Source organism: Streptomyces hypolithicus, from assembly GCF_052934925.1.
In genome coordinates this window covers 158,411-178,173 of record NZ_CM128811.1, presented here as the reverse complement: position 1 = coordinate 178,173, position 19,763 = coordinate 158,411, and the positions used below count along the sequence as shown (strand labels likewise).

At 70.7% G+C, this 19,763-nt stretch carries 18 protein-coding genes and 1 pseudogene; 8 read left to right on the top strand and 11 right to left on the bottom strand.

The features are described from left to right. The first annotated feature begins 143 nt into the window (after positions 1-143). On the top strand, positions 144-545 hold the full coding sequence (locus ACU6WZ_RS00935; protein ID WP_447031188.1) for a hypothetical protein: 402 nt from the start codon (positions 144-146) through the stop codon (positions 543-545). Positions 546-570: 25 nt separating this feature from the next. On the opposite strand, the gene ACU6WZ_RS00930 is transcribed toward ACU6WZ_RS00935, so the two are convergent. The 4 genes from ACU6WZ_RS00930 to ACU6WZ_RS00915 all read right to left on the bottom strand — a co-directional run bounded on the left by ACU6WZ_RS00930 (position 571) and on the right by ACU6WZ_RS00915 (position 3,337). Further along, positions 571-1,335 carry a bestrophin-like domain gene (locus ACU6WZ_RS00930; protein ID WP_447031187.1) on the bottom strand — a complete coding sequence of 255 codons (765 nt, stop codon included), beginning with the start codon at positions 1,333-1,335 and terminating at the stop codon, positions 571-573. A 14-nt stretch (positions 1,336-1,349) separates the two neighbouring features. Beyond that, positions 1,350-1,895 (bottom strand): hypothetical protein, encoded by a 546-nt coding sequence (locus ACU6WZ_RS00925; protein WP_447034336.1) that lies wholly within the window; start codon positions 1,893-1,895, stop codon positions 1,350-1,352. A 168-nt stretch (positions 1,896-2,063) separates the two neighbouring features. Next, positions 2,064-2,510 carry a hypothetical protein gene (locus tag ACU6WZ_RS00920; RefSeq protein WP_447029761.1) on the bottom strand — a complete coding sequence of 149 codons (447 nt, stop codon included), beginning with the start codon at positions 2,508-2,510 and terminating at the stop codon, positions 2,064-2,066. Then, positions 2,507-3,337 (bottom strand): IS5 family transposase, encoded by an 831-nt coding sequence (locus ACU6WZ_RS00915; protein ID WP_447029762.1) that lies wholly within the window; start codon positions 3,335-3,337, stop codon positions 2,507-2,509. The genes ACU6WZ_RS00920 and ACU6WZ_RS00915 overlap by 4 nt, the downstream gene beginning before the upstream one ends. Before the next feature lie 238 nt (positions 3,338-3,575). Here ACU6WZ_RS00915 and ACU6WZ_RS00910 point away from each other — a divergent pair, with 238 nt between their 5' ends. From ACU6WZ_RS00910 to ACU6WZ_RS00900, 3 genes are all read left to right on the top strand, one after another. Further along, positions 3,576-4,547, top strand: coding sequence for an SCO0930 family lipoprotein (locus ACU6WZ_RS00910; RefSeq protein ID WP_447031186.1), 972 nt, complete (start codon positions 3,576-3,578; stop codon positions 4,545-4,547). Positions 4,548-4,802: 255 nt separating this feature from the next. After that, positions 4,803-5,615 carry an SAM-dependent methyltransferase gene (locus ACU6WZ_RS00905; protein WP_447031184.1) on the top strand — a complete coding sequence of 271 codons (813 nt, stop codon included), beginning with the start codon at positions 4,803-4,805 and terminating at the stop codon, positions 5,613-5,615. Further along, positions 5,612-7,768, top strand: coding sequence for a putative bifunctional diguanylate cyclase/phosphodiesterase (locus ACU6WZ_RS00900; protein WP_447031183.1), 2,157 nt, complete (start codon positions 5,612-5,614; stop codon positions 7,766-7,768). The genes ACU6WZ_RS00905 and ACU6WZ_RS00900 overlap by 4 nt, the downstream gene beginning before the upstream one ends. On the opposite strand, the gene ACU6WZ_RS00895 is transcribed toward ACU6WZ_RS00900, so the two are convergent. After that, entirely contained in the window at positions 7,738-8,670 is a 933-nt protein-coding gene (locus ACU6WZ_RS00895) for a LysR family transcriptional regulator (RefSeq protein ID WP_447031182.1), read from the bottom strand. The two genes, ACU6WZ_RS00900 and ACU6WZ_RS00895, sit on opposite strands and share 31 nt — an antisense overlap. A 93-nt stretch (positions 8,671-8,763) precedes the next feature. On the opposite strand from ACU6WZ_RS00895, the gene ACU6WZ_RS00890 reads away from it, so the two are divergent. Genes ACU6WZ_RS00890 through ACU6WZ_RS00880 form a run of 3 tightly spaced genes read left to right on the top strand, consistent with a single transcriptional unit; the run spans position 8,764 to position 12,165 of the window. Next, the gene (locus ACU6WZ_RS00890; RefSeq protein WP_447031181.1) at positions 8,764-9,468 is read left to right on the top strand and encodes a succinate dehydrogenase cytochrome b subunit; all 705 of its coding nucleotides are present in this window, start codon (positions 8,764-8,766) and stop codon (positions 9,466-9,468) included. 1 nt (position 9,469) lies between these two features. Continuing rightward, entirely contained in the window at positions 9,470-11,419 is a 1,950-nt protein-coding gene (locus tag ACU6WZ_RS00885; protein ID WP_447031179.1) for a fumarate reductase/succinate dehydrogenase flavoprotein subunit, read from the top strand. Next, the gene (locus ACU6WZ_RS00880) at positions 11,416-12,165 is read left to right on the top strand and encodes a succinate dehydrogenase/fumarate reductase iron-sulfur subunit (protein ID WP_447031178.1); all 750 of its coding nucleotides are present in this window, start codon (positions 11,416-11,418) and stop codon (positions 12,163-12,165) included. The genes ACU6WZ_RS00885 and ACU6WZ_RS00880 overlap by 4 nt, the downstream gene beginning before the upstream one ends. Before the next feature lie 177 nt (positions 12,166-12,342). Here ACU6WZ_RS00880 and ACU6WZ_RS00875 read toward each other — a convergent pair. Together ACU6WZ_RS00875 and ACU6WZ_RS00870 are read right to left on the bottom strand one after the other, a co-directional pair. Continuing rightward, positions 12,343-13,053 (bottom strand): annotated as a pseudogene (locus ACU6WZ_RS00875) (MsnO8 family LLM class oxidoreductase); the annotation flags it as partial. Between the two features lie 74 nt (positions 13,054-13,127). After that, entirely contained in the window at positions 13,128-13,343 is a 216-nt protein-coding gene (locus tag ACU6WZ_RS00870; protein ID WP_447031177.1) for a dodecin, read from the bottom strand. Positions 13,344-13,527: 184 nt separating this feature from the next. On the opposite strand from ACU6WZ_RS00870, the gene ACU6WZ_RS00865 reads away from it, so the two are divergent. Next, complete coding sequence (locus tag ACU6WZ_RS00865; RefSeq protein ID WP_447034317.1) at positions 13,528-14,784, top strand: extracellular solute-binding protein; 1,257 nt, start codon at positions 13,528-13,530, stop codon at positions 14,782-14,784. 94 nt (positions 14,785-14,878) lie between these two features. On the opposite strand, the gene egtD is transcribed toward ACU6WZ_RS00865, so the two are convergent. The 4 genes from egtD to egtA are packed head-to-tail and all read right to left on the bottom strand — an operon-like array spanning position 14,879 to position 19,237. Continuing rightward, complete coding sequence (gene egtD / locus ACU6WZ_RS00860) at positions 14,879-15,850, bottom strand: L-histidine N(alpha)-methyltransferase (protein ID WP_447031176.1); 972 nt, start codon at positions 15,848-15,850, stop codon at positions 14,879-14,881. Next, positions 15,847-16,602 (bottom strand): ergothioneine biosynthesis protein EgtC, encoded by a 756-nt coding sequence (gene egtC, locus ACU6WZ_RS00855; protein ID WP_447031175.1) that lies wholly within the window; start codon positions 16,600-16,602, stop codon positions 15,847-15,849. Before egtC ends, egtD begins: the two co-directional genes overlap by 4 nt. Continuing rightward, on the bottom strand, positions 16,602-17,963 hold the full coding sequence (egtB, locus tag ACU6WZ_RS00850; RefSeq protein WP_447031174.1) for an ergothioneine biosynthesis protein EgtB: 1,362 nt from the start codon (positions 17,961-17,963) through the stop codon (positions 16,602-16,604). Before egtB ends, egtC begins: the two co-directional genes overlap by 1 nt. Beyond that, complete coding sequence (gene egtA, locus ACU6WZ_RS00845) at positions 17,960-19,237, bottom strand: ergothioneine biosynthesis glutamate--cysteine ligase EgtA (RefSeq protein WP_447031173.1); 1,278 nt, start codon at positions 19,235-19,237, stop codon at positions 17,960-17,962. The genes egtB and egtA overlap by 4 nt, the downstream gene beginning before the upstream one ends. Positions 19,238-19,763: the final 526 nt, after the last annotated feature.

Genomic DNA, 19,763 nt, shown 5'->3' with positions numbered 1-19,763 from the left:
GAATCTTTATCCGCACATGGCAGGAAATGCACCTCGATACACCGAACGCTAGGAGCGCGGCACGCGACGCGCGATCACAGTCGCGCGAATGGGTCATTGCGGTAACCCGGTCGGCTCAGTGCGCGGCCCGTCACACTGGGGCCATGACCGCTTTCGCGAAGGATCCGGCCCTGCGGCCGCCGCCGTGGCAGCCCCTGACGTTCAAGGGCTGGACGGCCACCGCGGTGCTCCACCACGACCGCGTGGAGTTCCGGCGCAGCCGCCTCGCGAAGCTCGGCGGGAACACCGACGCCACGGTGGCGTTCTCGGATGTGTCGCGGATCGTCGGCAAACCGCCCTCGCTCCTGGTCAACGGCTGGGTCTTCCTCGCCATGGAAGCCGACCCGGACCAGCTGCGGAGCTGGGCGGACCGGCCGGCGAAACAGATCGCCGGAAACCCGCACGCCATCATGTTCACCCTTGCCCGGGCGACGTCGTACGCGGCCTTCCTGGCGTCGGCCGAAGCGACCTGGCGGGCGACCGGCGGCCGGGCGGCCCGGCCGTGACGACACCGCGCCGCCCACCGGTCTCTCATCGGGCGGCGTCCGGGAAGAGGTCGAGGAAGGGCGAGGCGGTGGCCGAAATGCCGCGGCCGAAGGGAGCGTCGAAGTCCCAGATGAGGAAGAGCAGGAACGCGATGAGGGCGCTGTAGAGCCCAGCCAGCAGCAGCTCGCGCGCGGTGCGGCGGATCTGGAGAGTGAAGATCAGGCCGACCGCGACGAGCGCGCCGGTGATCAGACCGAACCACACGACGCCGGGCATGGTGGCCCCGGCGTTCTGGCCGCGTGCGCCCCGGGCGTCGTCGGCGGCGGCCACCTGGTCCACCAGGGGCTGGTAGGCCTGGCCCTCGTGGTCGTTCCTCGGCACGTAGTCGGTGACGTCGCGGCGCACCTGGTCCAGGAGCGCGGTGCCGCGTTCGCTGAGGGTTTCGTGGTCGGACATGTAGCGCCATTCGTCGATGACGACGTAGGCGACGTACGCGTCGACGTCGTCCCGGATACGGGTGCGGACCTCGGCGGGGTAGACCTCGGCGCGGGCGCTGACCTCGTGCAGCGCCTGGGCCTCCTGGCGCACCGACTCCTGGGCGGAGCTGCGGCCCTCCCAGACGCCGGCGATGGCGAGGCCGAGCACGATCGCGTAGACCACGCCGATCATCATCGTCATGTACTCGATGACATCCGGAGTCTCGGACGGGTCGTCGTCCTCGCCGATACGGCGGTGGTTGATGACGGTGATGGTGAGGACGACCGCGCAGGCGGCGGCCATCGCGAGGGACAGTACGAGCCATTGCGACATGGGTTCTCCGTCGGTCAGCGGGACCGGGGGCGCAGTACGGCGGCGGCGAAGACGGCCGGCGCGGTGACGAGCAGGGTGAGGGAGACCAGGGACGGGCCGCTGCGGGGCTCCTTGCGGGCGGCCTTCCGGTACACGGGGATCGCGACCGGGGTGGTGGCGGCCGGCTTCGGCCGGGCGGCCGGGGTCGGAGTGGGGGCGTGTGTCGGGGGCGGGGGCGGAAGGGGGGCGGGCCTGGGTTCGGGTGTGGGGGAGGGGAGGGGTAGCGGAGGCGGCGGTGCGGGGGCGATGGGCTCCGGGAGCGGAGGCGGAGGCGGAGGTGGCGGTGGCGGTGGTGGCGGCGCCGGTGGTGGTGGCGGTGGAGGCGGTGGTGGAGGCTTCGGCTTCGGGCCCGCCGTACAGATCGCACTGCCCCCCACGGAGACCGCCGAGCCCACCGACAGCTCACCGCTCTGCGAAATCGAGGCGTACGCACAGTCGTCCGCCGCGACCGGTACGGGGCTCATCAGCAGCCAGGTCAGTGAGGCGGCGGCCAGCAGGCGGCCGAGGGTCGGTGGGTGCACGTCGGGGAGCATCGTCCGGGCGGGCCCCTGCCACGCCGCCGTTCGGCCCAATTCCCCCGATGGGTGGGACTTGGGCGGCTTTGCGTTTGAGAGTGCGGTTCGCGCCGTGATGCCCGATTCGCGATGAGGTCTGGGTGAGGTGCCCTGCTCGGTGGGGTGGGCTGGTGCTCAGGGGCGGGGCTGGGTGAACAAGCCGGGCTCGGGCTCGGTGAGGATACCGCGGGTTACCAGGCGTTTCAGCTTGGAGCGGATGCCCTCGGTGTTCTTCGGCAGGATCGGAAGGTCGAGGGCCTCGCAGATGTCGCGGGCCCGCATCGGATGGCCGGTGTCGGCGAGGACCGTGAGGATCTGCTGGTAGGCGGGGTGTTCCGGCACCTCGGCGCGGGGTGGATCGTCGACCGGTGCCGGTGCCGGTGCCGGTGCCGGTGCCGGTGCGGGGAGGCTGAGGAGGGTCTTGCGGGTGATCTGCAGATTCTCGCTCTCGGTGTCGAACTCGCAGAGGCGGGCGGTGAGTTCGGCGATCTGGTCCCGGAGCCGTCCGGCCTGCTCGGAGACTTCGCTCATCCGGACCTCGACGTAGGCCAGTACGGCCTCGACCTGGAGGATCTCACTCACGCGCCCCTCCAGGAGGGGAGGGTGATGCCGGTGAGGCGGCGGGCCATGACCGACGTCATCGCCCAGAACACCCGCGAGCGGGAGGAGGCGAGCCGGTGTTCGTAGTCACGCACGAGACGGCGGTAGAACATCAAGATCCCGTTCGTCTGTTCCACGATCCACCGCTTGGCCTGCGGGACGAAGCCCTTCTCGGCCGGGTTGCGCTCGACGATCTCGACATCGATGCCGAGAGTCTTGCCGTGGTCGACGACGCTCTTCTTGAAGCCCTGGTCGACCAGGGCCTTGCGCACCGTGTCGGTCTGCGCGGCCACACCGTTCAGCAGGGCGATGCCGGCAGCGTTGTCGTGCGCGGACGCCGGCAGGGCGGCGGCCTCGACGACGAGGCCCAACACGTCCACGGCCAGGCATCTCTTCCTGCCCGGCACCTTTTTCGAAGCGTCCTTGCCCGTCGTGTCGGCCGGGACGCCGACGGCCGCGTGGATGCTCTGGGTGTCCAGGACCACCAGACTCGGGTCGGCTAATCGCTTCCGGCTCTCGCGCAGCTGCCAGCGCAGGAGGTCGTGAACGCTCTGGTCGGTGCCGTCGTCACGCCAGGCGGCGAAGTAGTAGTACGTCGCACTCTTCGGCGGCAGATCGTGCGGCAGGTACTCCCACTGACAGCCGGTGCGGTTCTGGTAGAGGATCGTGTTGACGATCTCCCGCATCGCGTATTTGCCCTGATGGCCGGTGGCCGAGGGGTGCTCGGCCTTCCAGGCGCTGATCACGGGCTCGATCAACTTCCACTGCTCGTCGGTGAGATCACTCGGGTACGGATTGCGACCACTCATCCCGCCACCCAAGCGAACCTCGAACGCCTGACCGGCAGAGATGCCCCAACGCCACCCCATCGAGCGACACCAAACCCGGCATTACAGTGCGAACCGCACTCTGAGATCGCGCCGCCCCGGCCGGCTTCGGGAAAGTTTCTGCGAACGCGTTGAACACGCGGGCACCCCGCGCCCGTACCTAGGGCCATGAGCGACGCACCACGGCGTCGCAACCCACCCTCGGTGCACAGGAGTCGACATGAAGACCTGGCGGAACGTCTCGCTCGCGGTGACGGCGGCGGCTGTGATGGCGCTGACGACGGCGTGCGGTCAGGATCAGGCCACCGAGTCCCCCAACGGCCAGGCCGTGGGCAACGCCAACCCCGCACAGCAGCCCGCCGACAGCGGCTACGGCTCGGACAAGGGCGGCTACGGCGACACCGGCGCGGCCGACGCGGCCGACGTGGCGCCCAGGGCGGCAGGTCAACTCGCCGTCTGGGACAGCAAGAAGCTCGGCAAGGTTGTCACCGACAGCAGCGGCTTCACGCTCTACCGTTTCGACAAGGACACCGCCAGTCCGCCGAAGTCGAATTGCGACGGCGACTGTGCGAAGGCATGGCCGGCCGTGCTCGCGGGCGACGCCAAGGCCCCGGCGGGCGCCGACGCGTCGATGATGGGAGAGGTGACCCGGGCCGACGGCAGTAGGCAGCTCACCCTCGGCGGCTGGCCCATGTACCGCTTCGCCAAGGACACCAAACCAGGTGACGCCAAGGGCCAGGGCGTCGGCGGCACCTGGTTCGCCTCCGCCCCCGACGGCAAGAAGGCCGCGCCCGCCCCGGCCGGCGGCGACGCCAAGGACCCGGCGGACCTCGCGGGCATGTCCGTACGCAAGGACGCCAAGCTCGGGGACGTCGTGGTGGACTCCAACGGCATGACCGTCTACCGCTTCAAGAAGGACTCCGCCTGGCCCATGAAGACCGCCTGCACCGGGGCCTGCCTCGACAAGTGGCCGGTGGTGCCGCCGGTCGAGAAGAACGACACCGAAGGCATCCTCAAGAAGGGGTTCGTCGTCTTCGACCGCCCCGACGGAGTCAAGCAGCAGACGATCGACTGCTGGCCCGTCTACACCTTCTCGGGTGACGCGAAGCCGGGTGACACCAACGGCCAGGGTGTCGGCGGCACCTGGTACGCGGTCTCGCCCGAGGGCAAGCTGGTCGGCGCGACCGAGTAGCACCACCGCGGCAGCATCCGCTGCCGGCAGCGCCCCCAACGCTGCGGCGCCCGACCGGGCCGGCCCGTCCTCCGCCACGCGCGGCAGGGCGGGCCGGTCGTTCGTTCGTGTCGCATGTGCCTTTGGTGTGTGACGGAGAACGGACCGTCAATTTCCGCTTTTGCTCGCTCTGATGCCTGCCGATCAGTAGCCTCGGCTCGAACACCGGTCTTGCTGTTGACCGGTTGTCCCCGTGGCGATGAGTTGGAGACATTGATGGAGCGACCCGCCTGGGCACCGCAGGGCATTGACCTCTCGGTGCCGAGTGTGTCCCGGATCTACGACTTCTACCTGGGCGGTTCGCACAACTTCGAGGTCGACCGGCAAGCAGCCCGCAAGGCCATGGAATACATGCCGGGACTCCCGAAGATCATGCAGGCGAACCGGGCGTTCATGCGCCGGGCGGTGCGCTTCGCGGTCGACGAAGGCATCACGCAGTTCCTCGACATCGGCTCCGGCATCCCGACCTTCGGGAACGTGCACGAGGTCGCCCAGGCCGCTGACCCCGAGGCCCGGGTGGCGTACGTCGACCACGACGCGGTGGCGGTCGCGCACAGCCAGGCCGTGCTCGAGGGCAACGAGCGGGCCGGCATAGCCGCGGCCGACCTGCGCAAGCCGCAGGAGATCCTGGACAGCCCGGTGGTCGGCGCACTCATCGACCTGAACAAGCCGGTGGCGCTGATGCTCGTCGCCGTACTCCACTTCATCGAGGACGCCGACGACGCGCAGAGCGCGGTGGCCACGCTGCGGGACGCCATGGCGCCCGGCAGCATCGTGATCCTCACGCACGCCTCCTTCGACGGCATTCCGCTGTCCGAGGAGCAGGCGGGCGGCACGGTCGGCGTGTACAAGAACATCAAGAACCCGCTCGTCATGCGCTCGCACGACGAGATCGCCCGGTTCTTCGAGGGATACGAGCTGGTCGAGCCGGGGCTCGTCTCCATGCCGGACTGGCGCCCCGAGATCCCGGCCGCGCAGGAGGATCCGTACGCCTTCTCCGGCTATGCAGGAGTGGGACGCAAGCAGTGAGCGTGCCATCGCAGGCACCGGACCCCGGCCTCGACGACAGACTCGGCCGGTTCGCGACGATCTGGAGCCGGGCCGTCTTCCCCGTGACGGCCACCTCCATGACCCGCCCCGAAGTCGAGGAGCATCTGCTGCCGCTCGCAGGGCAGTTGCGCGACGCCCTGCACCGGCGGCCATTCGACACCGCGCCCGCGCGCGCGGTGGGGGCCGCCCTGGTCGCCGCGCACTGCACCGATCCGGAAGCGCTCGTCCGTACGCTCGGCGTCGTCGAGTCGTATCTGGTGCTGTACTGCGCGGGGAGCGACGACACGCCCGCCGGCACCGAGGAACACCGGGCCCGCTGCGCCCGGCTCCAGCACGCCATCGCGGCCGGCTTCGCCCAGGCGCTGCGCGAACGCACCCTCACCGAGCAGGAGGCGGTCGCCCGGTCGTCGCTCGCGGCCAGTACCGCCGCCCAGAAGGCGCTGCACGCCACCGAGACCCGCTTCCGCGCGGTCTTCGAGGGCGCGGCCATCGGAATCGGCATCGCGGACCTCGACGGCAACATCCTGGAGGTCAACGACGCGCTCATGCGGATGTTCGGCGGACTCGACCAGTACCTGCGCCGCAAGAAGGTCAGCGAGTGGGTGCACCCCGAGGACACCCCCCACGTGTGGCGGCTGTACGGGGAGCTGGTGCGGGGCGAGCGCGAGCACTACCGCGTCGAGAAGCCGTACTACCGCACCGACGGCACGGTCCTGTGGACCAATCTGACGGTGTCGCTGCTGCGTGACCCCGACGGGCTGCCGCAGTACCAGCTGGCGCTGATGGAGGACACCACCGAGCGGCGGCTGCTCAATCTGCGGCTCCGCTACGAGGCCACGCACGACGCGCTGACCGGCCTGCCCAACCGCACCCTGTTCTTCGAGCGCCTGGAGAAGGCGCTGTCGGCGGGCGACGGCATGCGCTTCGGACTGTGCTACCTCGACCTCGACGGCTTCAAGGCGGTCAACGACAGCCTCGGCCACTCGGCGGGCGACCGGCTGCTGGTCGAGGTCGCCGACCGGCTGCAGAGCTGTGCGACGGCGCCCGGCGAGATGGTGGCCAGGCTCGGCGGCGACGAATTCGTGGCGCTGACGACCGGCCCCGACACCCAGCGGGAGGTGGACGACCTCGCCGCCCGCATCCTGAACGCCCTGTCCTCCCCGATCAGCCTCGACGGCCGGGAGCTGACCGTGCGCGGCAGCATCGGCATCGTCGAAGGCCCGGCCGGTGAGCGCGGCCCCGCCGAGGTGCTGCGCAGCGCCGACATCACGATGTACCGCGCCAAGTCGGCCGGCGGGAACCGTTTCGAGATCGCCGACGAGGAGGCCGACGCCCGCGCCATCACCCGCCACGGGCTCACCAACGCACTGCCCGCCGCGCTGGAGCGGGGCGAGTTCTTCATCGAGTACCAGCCGCTGGTGCATCTGGGCGACGGCAGTGTGCACGGCGCTGAGGCCCTGGTGCGCTGGTGCCATCCGCAGCACGGCGTGCTGGGCCCCGACCGGTTCATTCCGCTCGCCGAGCACACCGGGCTGATCGTGCCGCTCGGCCGCTGGGTGCTCGAAGAGTCCGTACGGCAGGCCAGATTCTGGCAGGAGCGGCACAGCGACGGCGGGCCGCTGCGCATCAACGTCAACCTCTCGCCCATGCAGCTCCACCACCCCGGCCTGGTCGCCGACACGGTGGGCGTGCTGGAACGGGCGGGCCTCGAACCGGCCGCCCTGTGCCTGGAGCTCACCGAGTCGGCGCTCATCGGCGCCGACGACGGTCTGCTCAAACCGCTGCGTCAGCTCGCCGAGATGGGCGTGGACATCGCGCTCGACGACTTCGGTACCGGCTACTCCAACCTCGCCAATCTGCGCAGGCTGCCGGTGAGCGTGCTGAAACTGGACCGTTCCTTCACGCAGTCCATGCAACAGCACCCGGCCGACGCCGTCGACCTGAAGATCGTCGAGGGCATCGTCTCGCTCGCACACAGCCTGGAACTGGCGGTAACGGTGGAGGGCGTGGAGACGGGCGTCCAGGCCGCGCAGCTGCGCGAACTGGGCTGCGACACCGCGCAGGGCTGGTACTACGCCAGGCCGGGGGCGCCCGACCGCATTCACTCGCTGCTGCTGGCCGACGCCGTCTGATCCCTCTGAGCGGTGACGACACCGGAGGCGAGGAGTACGTTCTGCAGCTCGCGGGCCGCACGTGGCGGAGCCACGTCGCTGCGGTGCGCGAGCGCGATCGTACGGCTGAGGCCGGGCCGTGCCAGGGGTGTGACCCGCAGGTCGCGGCCCGCCCACGCGGCCACCATGCGCGGTACGACCGCGAGCCCGAGGCCGGCTCGGACGAAGCCGAGCACGGCGTCCATCTCGCCGCCCTCCACGGTGAAGGACGGCTCGAAGCCCTCGGCCCGGCACGCGGCGACGGTCAGTTCCCGCAGGTCGTAGCCGTGCCGGAACATCACCATCGGCTCGCCCTCCAGGTCCGCGACGCGCACCGGCCTGCCGCGCCCCGGGCGGGGGCCCGACGGTGCCGAGACCACGACCAGGTCCTCGTGCAGCAGCTCGACCGTGGTCAGCGCCGGGGAGGGGGTCGGCAGGGGCAGCACGACCAGGGCCAGGTCGAGTGCGCCGCGCGCCAGTTCCCGTACGAGATCGTGCGAACCGCCCTCCTCGATCAGCAGCTGGATGCCCGGATGCAGTTCGTGGAAGGTGCGCAGGACGTCGGGCAGCAGCCCGGTGCACAGACTCGGCGTCGCGCCCAGCCGCACCCGGCCGCGCCGCAGCTGGGCCAGCTCCTGGACCTCGTGGCGCGCCGTGTCGGCGTCGGCCAGGATCCGGCGGGCCAGCGGCAGCAGCGCCTCGCCCGCGTCGGTCAGGGCGATGTTGCCCCGGGCGCGGGTGAAGAGACCGGCCCCCAACTCCTTCTCCAGCGCCCGGATCTGCTGGGAGAGCGACGGCTGCGAGACGTGCACCCGCTCGGCAGCGTGGGTGAAGTGCAGGGTCTCGGCCACGGTCACGAAGTAGAGAAGCTGCTGGAACTGCATGGCACCCACCATAAGGCACGATAGGCCCAGCCTATGGAGATGAGCCGGACCATGTCTTGGACCTCTGGGGCCCTTCGGCTCTAGCGTCGTGTCATGGCACTGGCTACCCGGACGGACCGACGACCGTCCCTCCTGCGCGCGTTCTGGCGGTCGACCGTCGGCAAGAAGACGGTGATGGCCGGCAGCGGCCTGATCATGCTGATGTACCTGGTCGCGCACATGGCCGGAAACCTCAAGATCTTCTTCGGCCCGGAGGACTTCAACGGCTACGCGCACTGGCTGCGCACCATGGGCGCCCCGCTCCTGCACCACGAGTGGGCGCTGTGGGTGGTGCGCGTGGCGCTGCTCGCCGCGGTGGTGGGGCACGGCGTCGCGGCGTACCAGCTGAGCCGGCGCGACATCGCGGCGCGACCGGCGAAGTACGTGCACAAGCGGCGCCGGGCGAGCTACGCGACCCGCACGATGCGGTGGGGCGGGATCATCCTCGCCCTGTTCATCGTCTGGCACCTGCTGGACCTGACGACGCTCACCGTGAACGAGAACGCCCAGCAGGGGCGGCCGTACGAGAACGTCGTCGCGACCTTCTCCACCTGGTACGGCAACGTCATCTACCTGGTGGCGATGCTCGCCGTCGGCCTGCACATCCGGCACGGCTTCTGGAGCGCCGCACAGACGCTGGGCGTCGGCAACGCACGGCGCGACCGGATGCTCAAGGCGACGGCCAACGGCCTCGCGCTCGCATTGACCGTCGGATTCGTCTCCGTACCCGTGGCCGTCATGACTGGAGTGGTGAACTGACATGAGCGACTACACCGCGTACGAGACCGGCGAGCCGGTCGTCGACACCAAGGCTCCGGCAGGGCCGGTCGCCGAGCGCTGGAACACCCGCCGCTTCGAGGCGAAACTGGTGAACCCGGCCAACCGCCGGGGGTACACCGTCATAGTCGTCGGCACCGGTCTGGCGGGCGGCGCGGCCGGTGCCACGCTCGCCGAACAGGGCTACCGCGTCCTGCAGTTCTGCTACCAGGACTCGCCGCGCCGGGCCCACTCGATCGCCGCGCAGGGCGGCATCAACGCGGCGAAGAACTACCGCAACGACGGTGATTCCGTACACCGCCTCTTCTACGACACGGTCAAGGGCGGCGACTTCCGCGCCCGCGAGTCCAACGTCCACCGGCTCGCCCAGATCTCCGTCGAGATCATCGACCAGTGCGTCGCGCAGGGTGTGCCCTTCGCCCGCGAGTACGGCGGCCTGCTCGACACCCGCTCGTTCGGCGGCGTACAGGTCTCCCGCACCTTCTACGCCCGCGGCCAGACCGGCCAGCAGTTGCTGCTCGGCGCCTACCAGGCGCTGTCGCGCCAGATCGCGGCCCAGAAGGTCGAGATGCACGCGCGCACCGAGATGCTCGACCTGATCGTGGTCGACGGGCGGGCGCGCGGCATCGTCGCCCGCGACCTGATCACGGGCCGCGTCGACACGTACTTCGCGGACGCCGTCGTACTCGCCAGCGGCGGCTACGGCAACGTCTTCCACCTCTCCACCAACGCGAAGAACTCCAACGCCACGGCGATCTGGCGGGCGCACCGGCGCGGTGCCTACTTCGCCAACCCGTGCTTCACCCAGATCCACCCCACGTGCATCCCGCGCTCCGGCGACCACCAGTCCAAGCTGACGCTGATGAGCGAATCGCTACGCAACGACGGCCGCATCTGGGTCCCCAGGGCGCCGGGCGACAACCGGCCGCCGGCCGCGATCCCCGAGGACGAGCGCGACTACTACCTGGAGCGGACCTACCCCTCCTTCGGCAACCTCGTCCCGCGCGACATCGCCTCGCGCGCCGCCAAGAACGTCTGCGACGAAGGCCGCGGGGTCGGTCCCGGCGGGCAGGGCGTCTACCTGGACTTCGCCGACGCGATCGGCCGGCTGGGACGCAAGGCGGTCGAGGAGAAGTACGGCAACCTCTTCGAGATGTACGAGCGGATCACCGCCGAGGACCCGTACCAGGTGCCGATGCGCATCTACCCGGCGATCCACTACACGATGGGCGGGCTCTGGGTCGACTACGACCTGCAGACCACCGTTCCCGGCCTCTTCGCGATCGGCGAGGCCAACTTCTCCGACCACGGCGCGAACCGGCTCGGCGCCTCGGCGCTCATGCAGGGCCTCGCCGACGGCTACTTCGTGCTGCCGTCCACCATCAACGACTACCTGGCCCGAAACCCCCACCACGACGACCTCGACGCGACCCACCCCGAGGCGGTCAGGGCGGTCTCGGAGACCAACGACCGCCTGGAGCGGCTGCTCGCCGTCGACGGCGACCGCACCCCCGACTCCTTCCACAAGGAGATCGGCGAACTCCTTTGGGAGCACTGCGGGATGGCCCGCAGCGAAAGGGGCCTGCGCGAGGCGCTCGGCCGCATCCCGCAGATCCGGGAGGAGTTCTGGCGCCGGATCAAGGTGCCGGGCACGGGGGAGGAGCTCAACCAGTCGCTGGAGAAGGCCAACCGGGTCGTTGACTACCTGGAGCTGGCGGAGCTGCTGTGCCTCGACGCCCTGCACCGCACCGAATCCTGCGGCGGCCACTTCCGCGAGGAGAGCCAGACCGAGGGCGGCGAGGCGGCACGCAAGGACGACGAGTTCTCGTACGCCGCCGCCTGGGAATTCGGCGGTACGGGCGTCGCCCCCGTACTGCACAAGGAAGCCCTCGCTTTCGCCTACGTCCACCCCACCCAGCGGAGTTACGCATGAGGCTCACCCTGCGCGTCTGGCGTCAGCGCAATGCCGACGCCCCCGGCGAGATGGTCACCTACGACATCGACGGCATCTCCGAGGACATGTCGTTCCTGGAGATGCTCGACACCCTCAACGAGGAGCTGATCCTGCGCGGCGACGATCCGGTCGCGTTCGACCACGACTGCCGCGAGGGCATCTGCGGCGCCTGCGGCGTCGTCATCAACGGCGACGCGCACGGCCCCGAACGCACCACCACCTGCCAGCTGCACATGCGGCACTTCGCGGACGGCGACACGGTCGACGTCGAACCGTGGCGGGCCGGGGCCTTCCCGGTGGTCAAGGACCTGGTGGTCGACCGGTCGTCGTTCGACCGGATCATCGGCGCGGGCGGCTACATCAGCGTCCCGACCGGAGCCGCCCCCGAGGCCCACGCCACGCCCGTCCCCAAGGCCGACGCAGACTTCGCCTTCGAGCACGCCGAGTGCATCGGCTGCGGCGCGTGCGTCGCGGCCTGCCCGAACGGCTCCGCGATGCTCTTCACCTCGGCGAAGATCAACCATCTCAACGTGCTGCCGCAGGGCGCTCCCGAGCGCGAGACCCGCGTCCTCGACATGGTCTCGGCCATGGACGAAGAGGGCTTCGGTGGCTGCACCCTGACCGGAGAATGCGCTACCGCCTGTCCGAAGGGCATCCCGCTGCCGTCGATCGCGGCGATGAACAAGGAGTGGCTGCGCGCCACTCGTAAGGCACCGCGCCGCTGATCCACGCGGTAGGTGTGGGCATGTCATGTCCGGCTGTTGATCTCCCCAAAGATGGCCGAGCTGATCGGCCTGCGCCATAGCAGCCGCGCCCGGGGCCGTTGACGCACCTACGGGGAGGGCAGCTCCCGGGTCAGGTAGTGCGCGCCGTACGACCGCCCGCCGTCCGTGCTACGTCGGCCGGTGGCCCCGCCGGGACTCCGCCACGGCGACCGTGCCCGAGAGTACGACGTACGGGTGTTCAGCGTGGGCCGAGGGCCGGAACGCCTCCCGGTAGCCGTCGACCGCCCGCAGCATGTCGTCCTCCCCGCGCGCCGCCGCGATCACCAGCGGCAGCCCCGCCCGCGCCGCGAGCTGCGCCCCGGCTCCGGTGGCCAGCACGAACGCGGGGACGCGCAGGCCCTCGGCGGGGTGGGCGTGCACCTGCGGGTGGGCGCTCTGGTCGCCGGTGAAGTACCCCAGCAGCTCACCGAGCCGCTCCGCGAAGTCCCCGGCGTCCTTCTTGTCCCGGCCGAGCGCCCTGCGTATCCCGTCGGTGAAACCGACCGACCGGCCCAGGCCCATGTCGATGCGGCCCGGGAAGAGCGACTCCAGTACGCCGAACTGCTCGGCCACGACCAGCGGCTGATGATTCGGCAGCATCACACCGCCCGTGCCGACCCGGATCGTGGAGGTCGCCGCGGCCACCGCGGCCGCGAGCACGGTGGGCGCGGAACCGGCGACCCCGGGCACGCTGTGATGCTCCGACACCCAGAAGCGGTGGTACCCCAGGGCCTCGATGCGCCGGGCCAGGTCCAGGGTGTCCCGCAGGGCGGCGGGGGCGTCGTACCCCTGGCGGACGCGGGAACGGTCGAGTACGGAGAACCGGGTCTGTGCGATGGCTGAGCTCACACCCACTGCAACGCGACCGGGGCGTCAGGATTCCCCCCCCCCCCGGAATCCCGCAGCGGTACGACGGCGACGGCTCAGGCGCTGTCCTCAAGGCGGAAGCCGACCTTCAGGCCCACCTGGTAGTGCTTGACCTGGCCGTCGACGATGTGGCCGCGCACCTCCGTCATCTCGAACCAGTCGAGTTCGCGCAGGGTCTGCGAAGCGCGCTCGATCCCGTTGCGGATGGCCTGGTCGAGGCCCTCTTGTGAGGTGCCGACGATTTCGGTGACCCGGTACGTGTGGTCAGACATGCGGCTCTCCCCCTGCGGCGCTGGATGTGCTCCTACCACGGTGCCCCAGGCTGCGGCGGTGCGCGAGACGGAGAACGGGTGACGGAGGACGGGCGACGTTTCGGTGAAGAACGTGAAGAACACATGATGTCGAACCCCTTGACCCCCTCATTGGTCCATGCCAATTTCAACCGTCGTGACCTTCATCAAGACGCGCGTCCTCCACGCCACCACTGCTTTTGTCACGGCCGCGGCCGTCACCGCCTGCGGCTATCTGCCGAGCGGCGGAGAGGAGCGCCGTACGGTCACTGTCTGGCTGATGAAGGACAGTGCCTCAAGCGCCTTCCTCCAACGATTCACCGAGGAGTTCGAGCGGGAGCACACCTCCATCCGGCTCGACATCCGGATCCAGGAGTGGAGCGGGATCGGCGAGAAGGTCACCGCCGCCCTCGGCAGCGGCGAGGGCAACCCCGACGTGATCGAAGTCGGCAACACGCAAGTCGCCCAGTACGCCGAGACCCGCGGCCTGCGCGACCTCACCCTCGAATCGATGCGCGATCTCGGCGCCGAGGACTGGCTGCCGGGGCTCGCCGAGCCGGGCAGCATCAACGGCCGGCAGTACGGCATTCCCTGGTACGCGGCCAATCGTGTCGTCATCTACAACAAGGACCTCTACAAGAAGGCCGGCATCAAGGAGCCGGCCGCCACCCGCGCCGAGTGGCTGCGCGACACCGCCAGGCTCAACTCCAGTGACACGCAGGGCATCTACCTGGCCGGACAGGACTGGTACACCCTGGTCGGATTCGTCTGGGACGAGGGCGGCGAACTGGCCGTGGAGACCAAAGGGACCTGGGCGGGGGCGCTGCACACCCCGGCCGCCCTCAGGGGCATGGACTTCTACAAGAGGCTTCAGGCCCTGGGCAGGGGCCCCAAGGACGCGGACGAGGCGACGCCGCCCCAGGCGGAGGTGTTCGCCGGGGGCCGTGTCGCCCAGATCGTCTCCACGCCCGGCGCCGCGAAGATCATCGAAGAGAAGAATCCTCAGCTCGTGGGCAAACTCGGCTTCTTCCCGCTGCCGGGCGTGAGCGCGAAGCGACCGGGCGCTGTCCTCGCGGGCGGCTCCGACCTGATCGTCCCCGAGAAGTCCGACGCGCAGGACGCCGCGACCGAGGTCGTCGAGGCGCTGGCCGGCGAGAAGTGGCAGACGGAGCTGGCGCGGACGATGAGCTACGTACCCAACAAGACCACCCTCGCGCACGTCGTCGACGGCCAGGAAAGTACGGCAGCGATGGCCCGGGGCGCGGCGCAGGGGCGTACGCCGCCGGGGGAGGCGCTGTGGGCGGGTGTCGAGACGGACAATCCGATCAAGCCGTACATGACCGCGGTGCTGACGGGCAGCGACCCGGTTGAGGCGGCGAAGACCGCGTCGGACGCGATGTCCGAGGCCCTGGCCGCCCGCTGAAGGGGGTTCGGCGTCGCCCCCTGCTCGCGCGTCCCGAGCAGGGGCAACGCCCCTCGCGTGGTGCTGTGCCGCGTCGGGCGAGGCCCCCGCCCGCCTACACGGCCACCGCCAGCGACAGTGCGAACCGCTCGTCCGCGTCCGTCCACCACTCCCGCAACTCCAGCCCCGCCGAATCCAGTTCCGTCCGTACACCCTCCCGCCGGAACTTCGCCGAGACCTCCGTGCGGATCTCCTCGCCCTGCTCGAACGGCACCGCGATGTCCAGCTCCTGGATCTTCACGGTGAGCGCCGCACGCGCCCGCAGTCGCATCTCGATCCACTCGTGCTCGCTGTCCCACACCGCGACATGGTCGAAGTCGTCGAGGGCGAAGTCCGCGCCCAGGGCGCGGTCGATCACGGACAAGACGTTCTTGTTGAACGCGGCGGTGACCCCCTGCTTGTCGTCGTACGCCGCGACCAGGGTCTTCTCGTCCTTCACCAGGTCCGTGCCCATCAGCAGCGCGTCACCGGGGGCCAGCAGCGAGCGTACGGACGCCAGGAAGCCCGCCCGCTCGTCCGGCAGCAGATTGCCGATCGTGCCGCCGAGGAACGCCACCAGCCGCGGCCCCGGCGTGCCGGGCAGGGCGAGACCGCGGGTGAAGTCGGCGATCAGCGCGTGTACGTTCAGGGCTGGTCGCTCACGCAGGATCGCCTCCGCCGCCGAGGTCAGCGCGCTCTCGCTCACATCCACCGGTACGTAACTGTGCAGCGAACCCAGCGCCTGGAGCGCGTCCAGCAGGTGCCGGGTCTTCTCCGAGGACCCCGAACCGAGCTCCACCAGCGTGCGCGCCTGCGTGGTCGCCGCGATCTCGGGGGCGCGGGCGATCAGGATGTCCCGCTCCGCCCGCGTCGGGTAGTACTCGGGCAGCCGGGTGATCTCCTCGAACAGCTCGCTGCCACGCGCGTCGTAGAACCACTTCGGCGGCAGCACCTTGGGCGAACGGGTCAGCCCGTGCAGCACGTCGGCGCGCAGGTCGGCGTCCGTCGCGTCCTCGGGCAGGGTGCGGGTCAGCAGGAACGGGCTCACGCTGTGGGCTCCTTGAGCGGGGTCAGCAGGACATCGGTGCGGGTGGCCGCGAGCAGGGTGTGGTCGGGGACCTCGCGCCAGTGCGGATCGTCGTCGTACGGCTCCGACGCGACGACCGTGCGGCGGCCGGGCTCCGCCAGATACCAGAGCGTGTCGCCCCAGGCCGTCGCGGCTATGGTCTCGCCGTCGGTCAGCAGCAGGTTGAGTCGAGAGCCGGGGGCCGCCTCGGCCAGCTCGGCGACGGTGTCGGCCAGGGCCTGCCCCGGCTCGTCGCCGTCCCGCAGCCGGTGCAGGACGAGCGCCCAGACCAGCGCGGAGTCGCAGCGCGCCTCCAGCGTCAGCAGTTCCTTGGCGGGCAGCGCGGCGGCGAGTGGCGCCGCGCAACCGGGCCAGCCCTTCAGCGCGCCATTGTGGCTGAACAGCCAGCGCCCAGAGGCGTACGGCGCCGCCGCGGCCTCCCCGTCGGCGCTCGCCTCGGTGGCGTCGCGCACCGCCGCGAGCACCGCCCCGGACCGTACGACCCGGGCCAGGTCGGCGAAGGACGCGTCGGCCCACATGGGACCGGTGCGCCGGTAGCGGGCCGGCGCCGGGTCACCGTCGGCGTACCAGCCGACGCCGAAACCGTCCGCGTTGACGGTCCCGTACCGCTGGCGGCGTGGCTCCCACGCTTGCCGGTACAGCCCGTGGACCGGCTTCACCAGCAGCTCTCCGAAAGCCACTTCGGGTCCGAGATAGGCGATATGACGGCACATCAGCTTTCACCCGCGTCCCGCGCCGTGCGGAATCCGGCGAATATCTGACGGCGTACCGGCAGGTCCCAGTTGCGGAAGGTGCCCCGGCACGCCACCGCGTCGACGGCGAACGAACCCCCGCGCAGCACCTTGTGCGCGGAGCCGAAGAACACCTCGGAGTACTCGCGGTACGGGAAGGGGGCGAATCCGGGGTAGGGCAGGAAGTCGCTGGACGTCCACTCCCACACGTCACCGATCAGCTGCCGCACCCCGAGCGGCGATTCCCCCGCTGCGTACGCCCCGACCGGCGCCGGGCGCAGGTGGCGCTGGCCGAGGTTGGCCCGCTCGGGGGTGGGGTCGGCGTCCCCCCATGGGTAGCGCTGCGAGCGCCCCGACACCGGGTCGTGCCGGGCTGCCTTCTCCCACTCGACCTCCGAGGGCAGCCGCCGCCCCGCCCACCGTGCGTACGCGTCGGCCTCGTACCAGCTCACATGCAGGACCGGCTCATCCTCGGGCACGGGTTCCACGAGGCCGAAGTGGCGGCGCAGCCACTGTCCGCCCTCGCGGCGCCAGAACAGCGGGGCGGACAGGTCGTGCTTGCGTATCTGGGCCCACCCCTCGTCCGACCACCAGCGCTCGTCGGTGTAACCGCCGTCCGCCATGAAGCTCTGATACGCCCCATTGCTCACCGGCGTCGTGTCGATGTGGAACGCGGGGACGATGCGCTGGTGCGCCGGGCGCTCGTTGTCGAGTGCCCACGGTTCGGTGGACGTGCCCATCGTGAACGGACCGCCGGGAACCAGAACTTCGTGCGGCCGGGCCGTCGTCGCCGCTTCCGTGGGCCGTGGCGGCGGGGGAGCGGTGAGGGCTGCGGCGCCCTTGCGCAGCTGGTGGGTGATCAGCATGGTCTCGTCGTGCTGCTGCTCGTGCTGGGCGACCATCCCGAAGGCGAACGCCGCGTCCAGCAGCGGGGTGCCGCGCAGCGGCGAGCGCTCCAGTACGTCCAGGGCCCGGCCCCGTACATCGGAGGCGTAGACCCGGGCCTCGGCGGGGGCGAGCAGCGGGAGCGTGGGGCGTTCGGAGCGGGGATGCTCGAAGGCGTCGTAAACCGAGTCGATCTCGGGGCGCATGGCGTCGCGCCCCGCGACCGTTCGCAGCAGCCACAGCTCCTCCTGGTTGCCGATGTGCGCGAGGTCCCAGACCAGCGGCGACATCAACGGGGAGTGCTGCGCGGTCAGTTCACCGTCGTCCACGCAGTCGGTGAGTGCGGCTGTACGGTCACGGGCCCGCAGCAGCGCGTCGACGGCGAGGGCGCGCAGCGACTCCGGGTCGGTGCGGTCGGTGCGGCCGGCCGGCTCCGTGGTAGCGGCGGGGTCGGTCATGTCCGGATGTCCTTCCCGTGAGCGGGGTCGAGCAGATCGTCGGCGGGACATCGCCCGTGCACGACGTACCGCTCCGTGAACGCGGCGACGGCGCACTGCACCGCGGTGGACGCGCCGAGCCGCGGCAGCGCGTCGAGCGCCGCGTCGAAGCAGACCACGGCGGCGGCCCGCAGTTCGGCGTCGGCCAGCCCGTACCGCGCCGCGTTGGTCCACAGGGGGTTGCGGGGAGCGGCCCCGCGGCCTGCTGTCTCGGCCAGGGGCTTGACGGTCCGGTACGCCACCTCCGCCGCTTGCGGATCGTCGAAGAGGGCTGTGGTCACCGCGAGCGGAACGATCCAGCCGTCGTCGCCCGGCTGCGCGTCGATCATGCGCAGTTCGAGGTGGCCGCGCGGCCTGACCGGCGGAAAGAGGGTGGTCATGTGGTAGTCGAGGTCACCGCGGGTCGGCGGCCTGGGCTTCCCCGACCGGATCCAGTCGCGGAAGGAGAGGCCCAGCGGCACGTCCCACGCCCCGCCGTCGTCACTCCTGACGCACATCACCGGGGCGTCCAGCGCGCGCTCGGTCCAGGCGCCCCGCGGCTCGGCGTGCAGCGGCGGCGCCGCTGAACGACCCTGCTCGATCTCCGTCCACAGGGCCTGGCGGGTGGACCGCCAGCCGGTACGACGCCCGTGGTGGAAGGGGGAGTTGGCGAACGCCGCCGACAGCACGGCGCCGAGCAGGTGGGCGAGCAGCCAGCGCCGCCCGTAACCGAGCGGGCCGGGCTCCTCATGACCCGCGTCCAGGCAGACCTGGACGGAGGCCGACGAGCACATCATGGCCCGCCCCGCCGGACCGGCCCGGTCGAGGTACGCCTCCATCGCGTCGTAACGAGGCTCGTGAAGATGGCGTTTCGGGGGGTGCCACGGATCGGTGCCGATACCGGTGAGGCCGAGGTCGCGGGTGCGCAGAAGGGCGCGTACGGCGTCCAGGTCCGCGGAGACGGAGTCGACGCACTCCGTCAGGGACGAGGCAGGCAGGGAGCTGAGTTCGAGCTGGCCGCCCGGCTCGACGGTGAGCGGCGAGTGCAGGGGAAGCGCCCGCAGGGCGGTGATGGCCGCGTCGAGGCGTGCGGGCTCGACGGGCAGTTCGGGCAGGTGCAGTTCGTGGACGAACCATTCGAGTTCGACACCTACGGTGCGCGGCGGGCCCGTCTTGAAACATATGCCGCGCAGCAGGTCCTCCGCGCCGGCCTCGGTGACCGGTGGGCCTTCTGCCGGAAAGTCGCCGGTGGGCATGGTCTCCTCCTCCTCGCCGGGACGTCCGGGCTCGGCCCGGACAGTCCGTCGTGTCGGAGCCCGCCCCGGGAACGGGACGGGCATCACACACCACCTAAGCCAGTGATCCCGACTCGCACAAGAGTGCCCCGACGGAGGCGGGATACTCCGGTGCGCCGACGGCCGCCGACCGATGACTATTTTACCTGTGGGTTCTCGACCGCGCGGGATCACGAACGGGGCGCGGAGATCGTCCGGAGCGGCCCGTACACCGTCCTTGGCGGCCCCCGGCAGCGCTGACGGCCCCGCCCAAGGGGCCACGCCGCAGGGCTCGCCGTGCCGCCGCTCCCGCTGCGCCGGGCGGGTGAGGCGCCGGCCCGGCGACCCTCCACCAGGCGACCCTCCTAGTGCCGCGACCGGCATTGTTTGCCCCATAAGGAGCGTCGTCCAGTGCGTGCGATCGCAAGGCGGCCGGAAGTCCTTGGATGGGGTCTCCCCTGCTCGAACGAAGGTGAGCGCTTGGGGAGGGAGCTACCAGGGTTTTCGG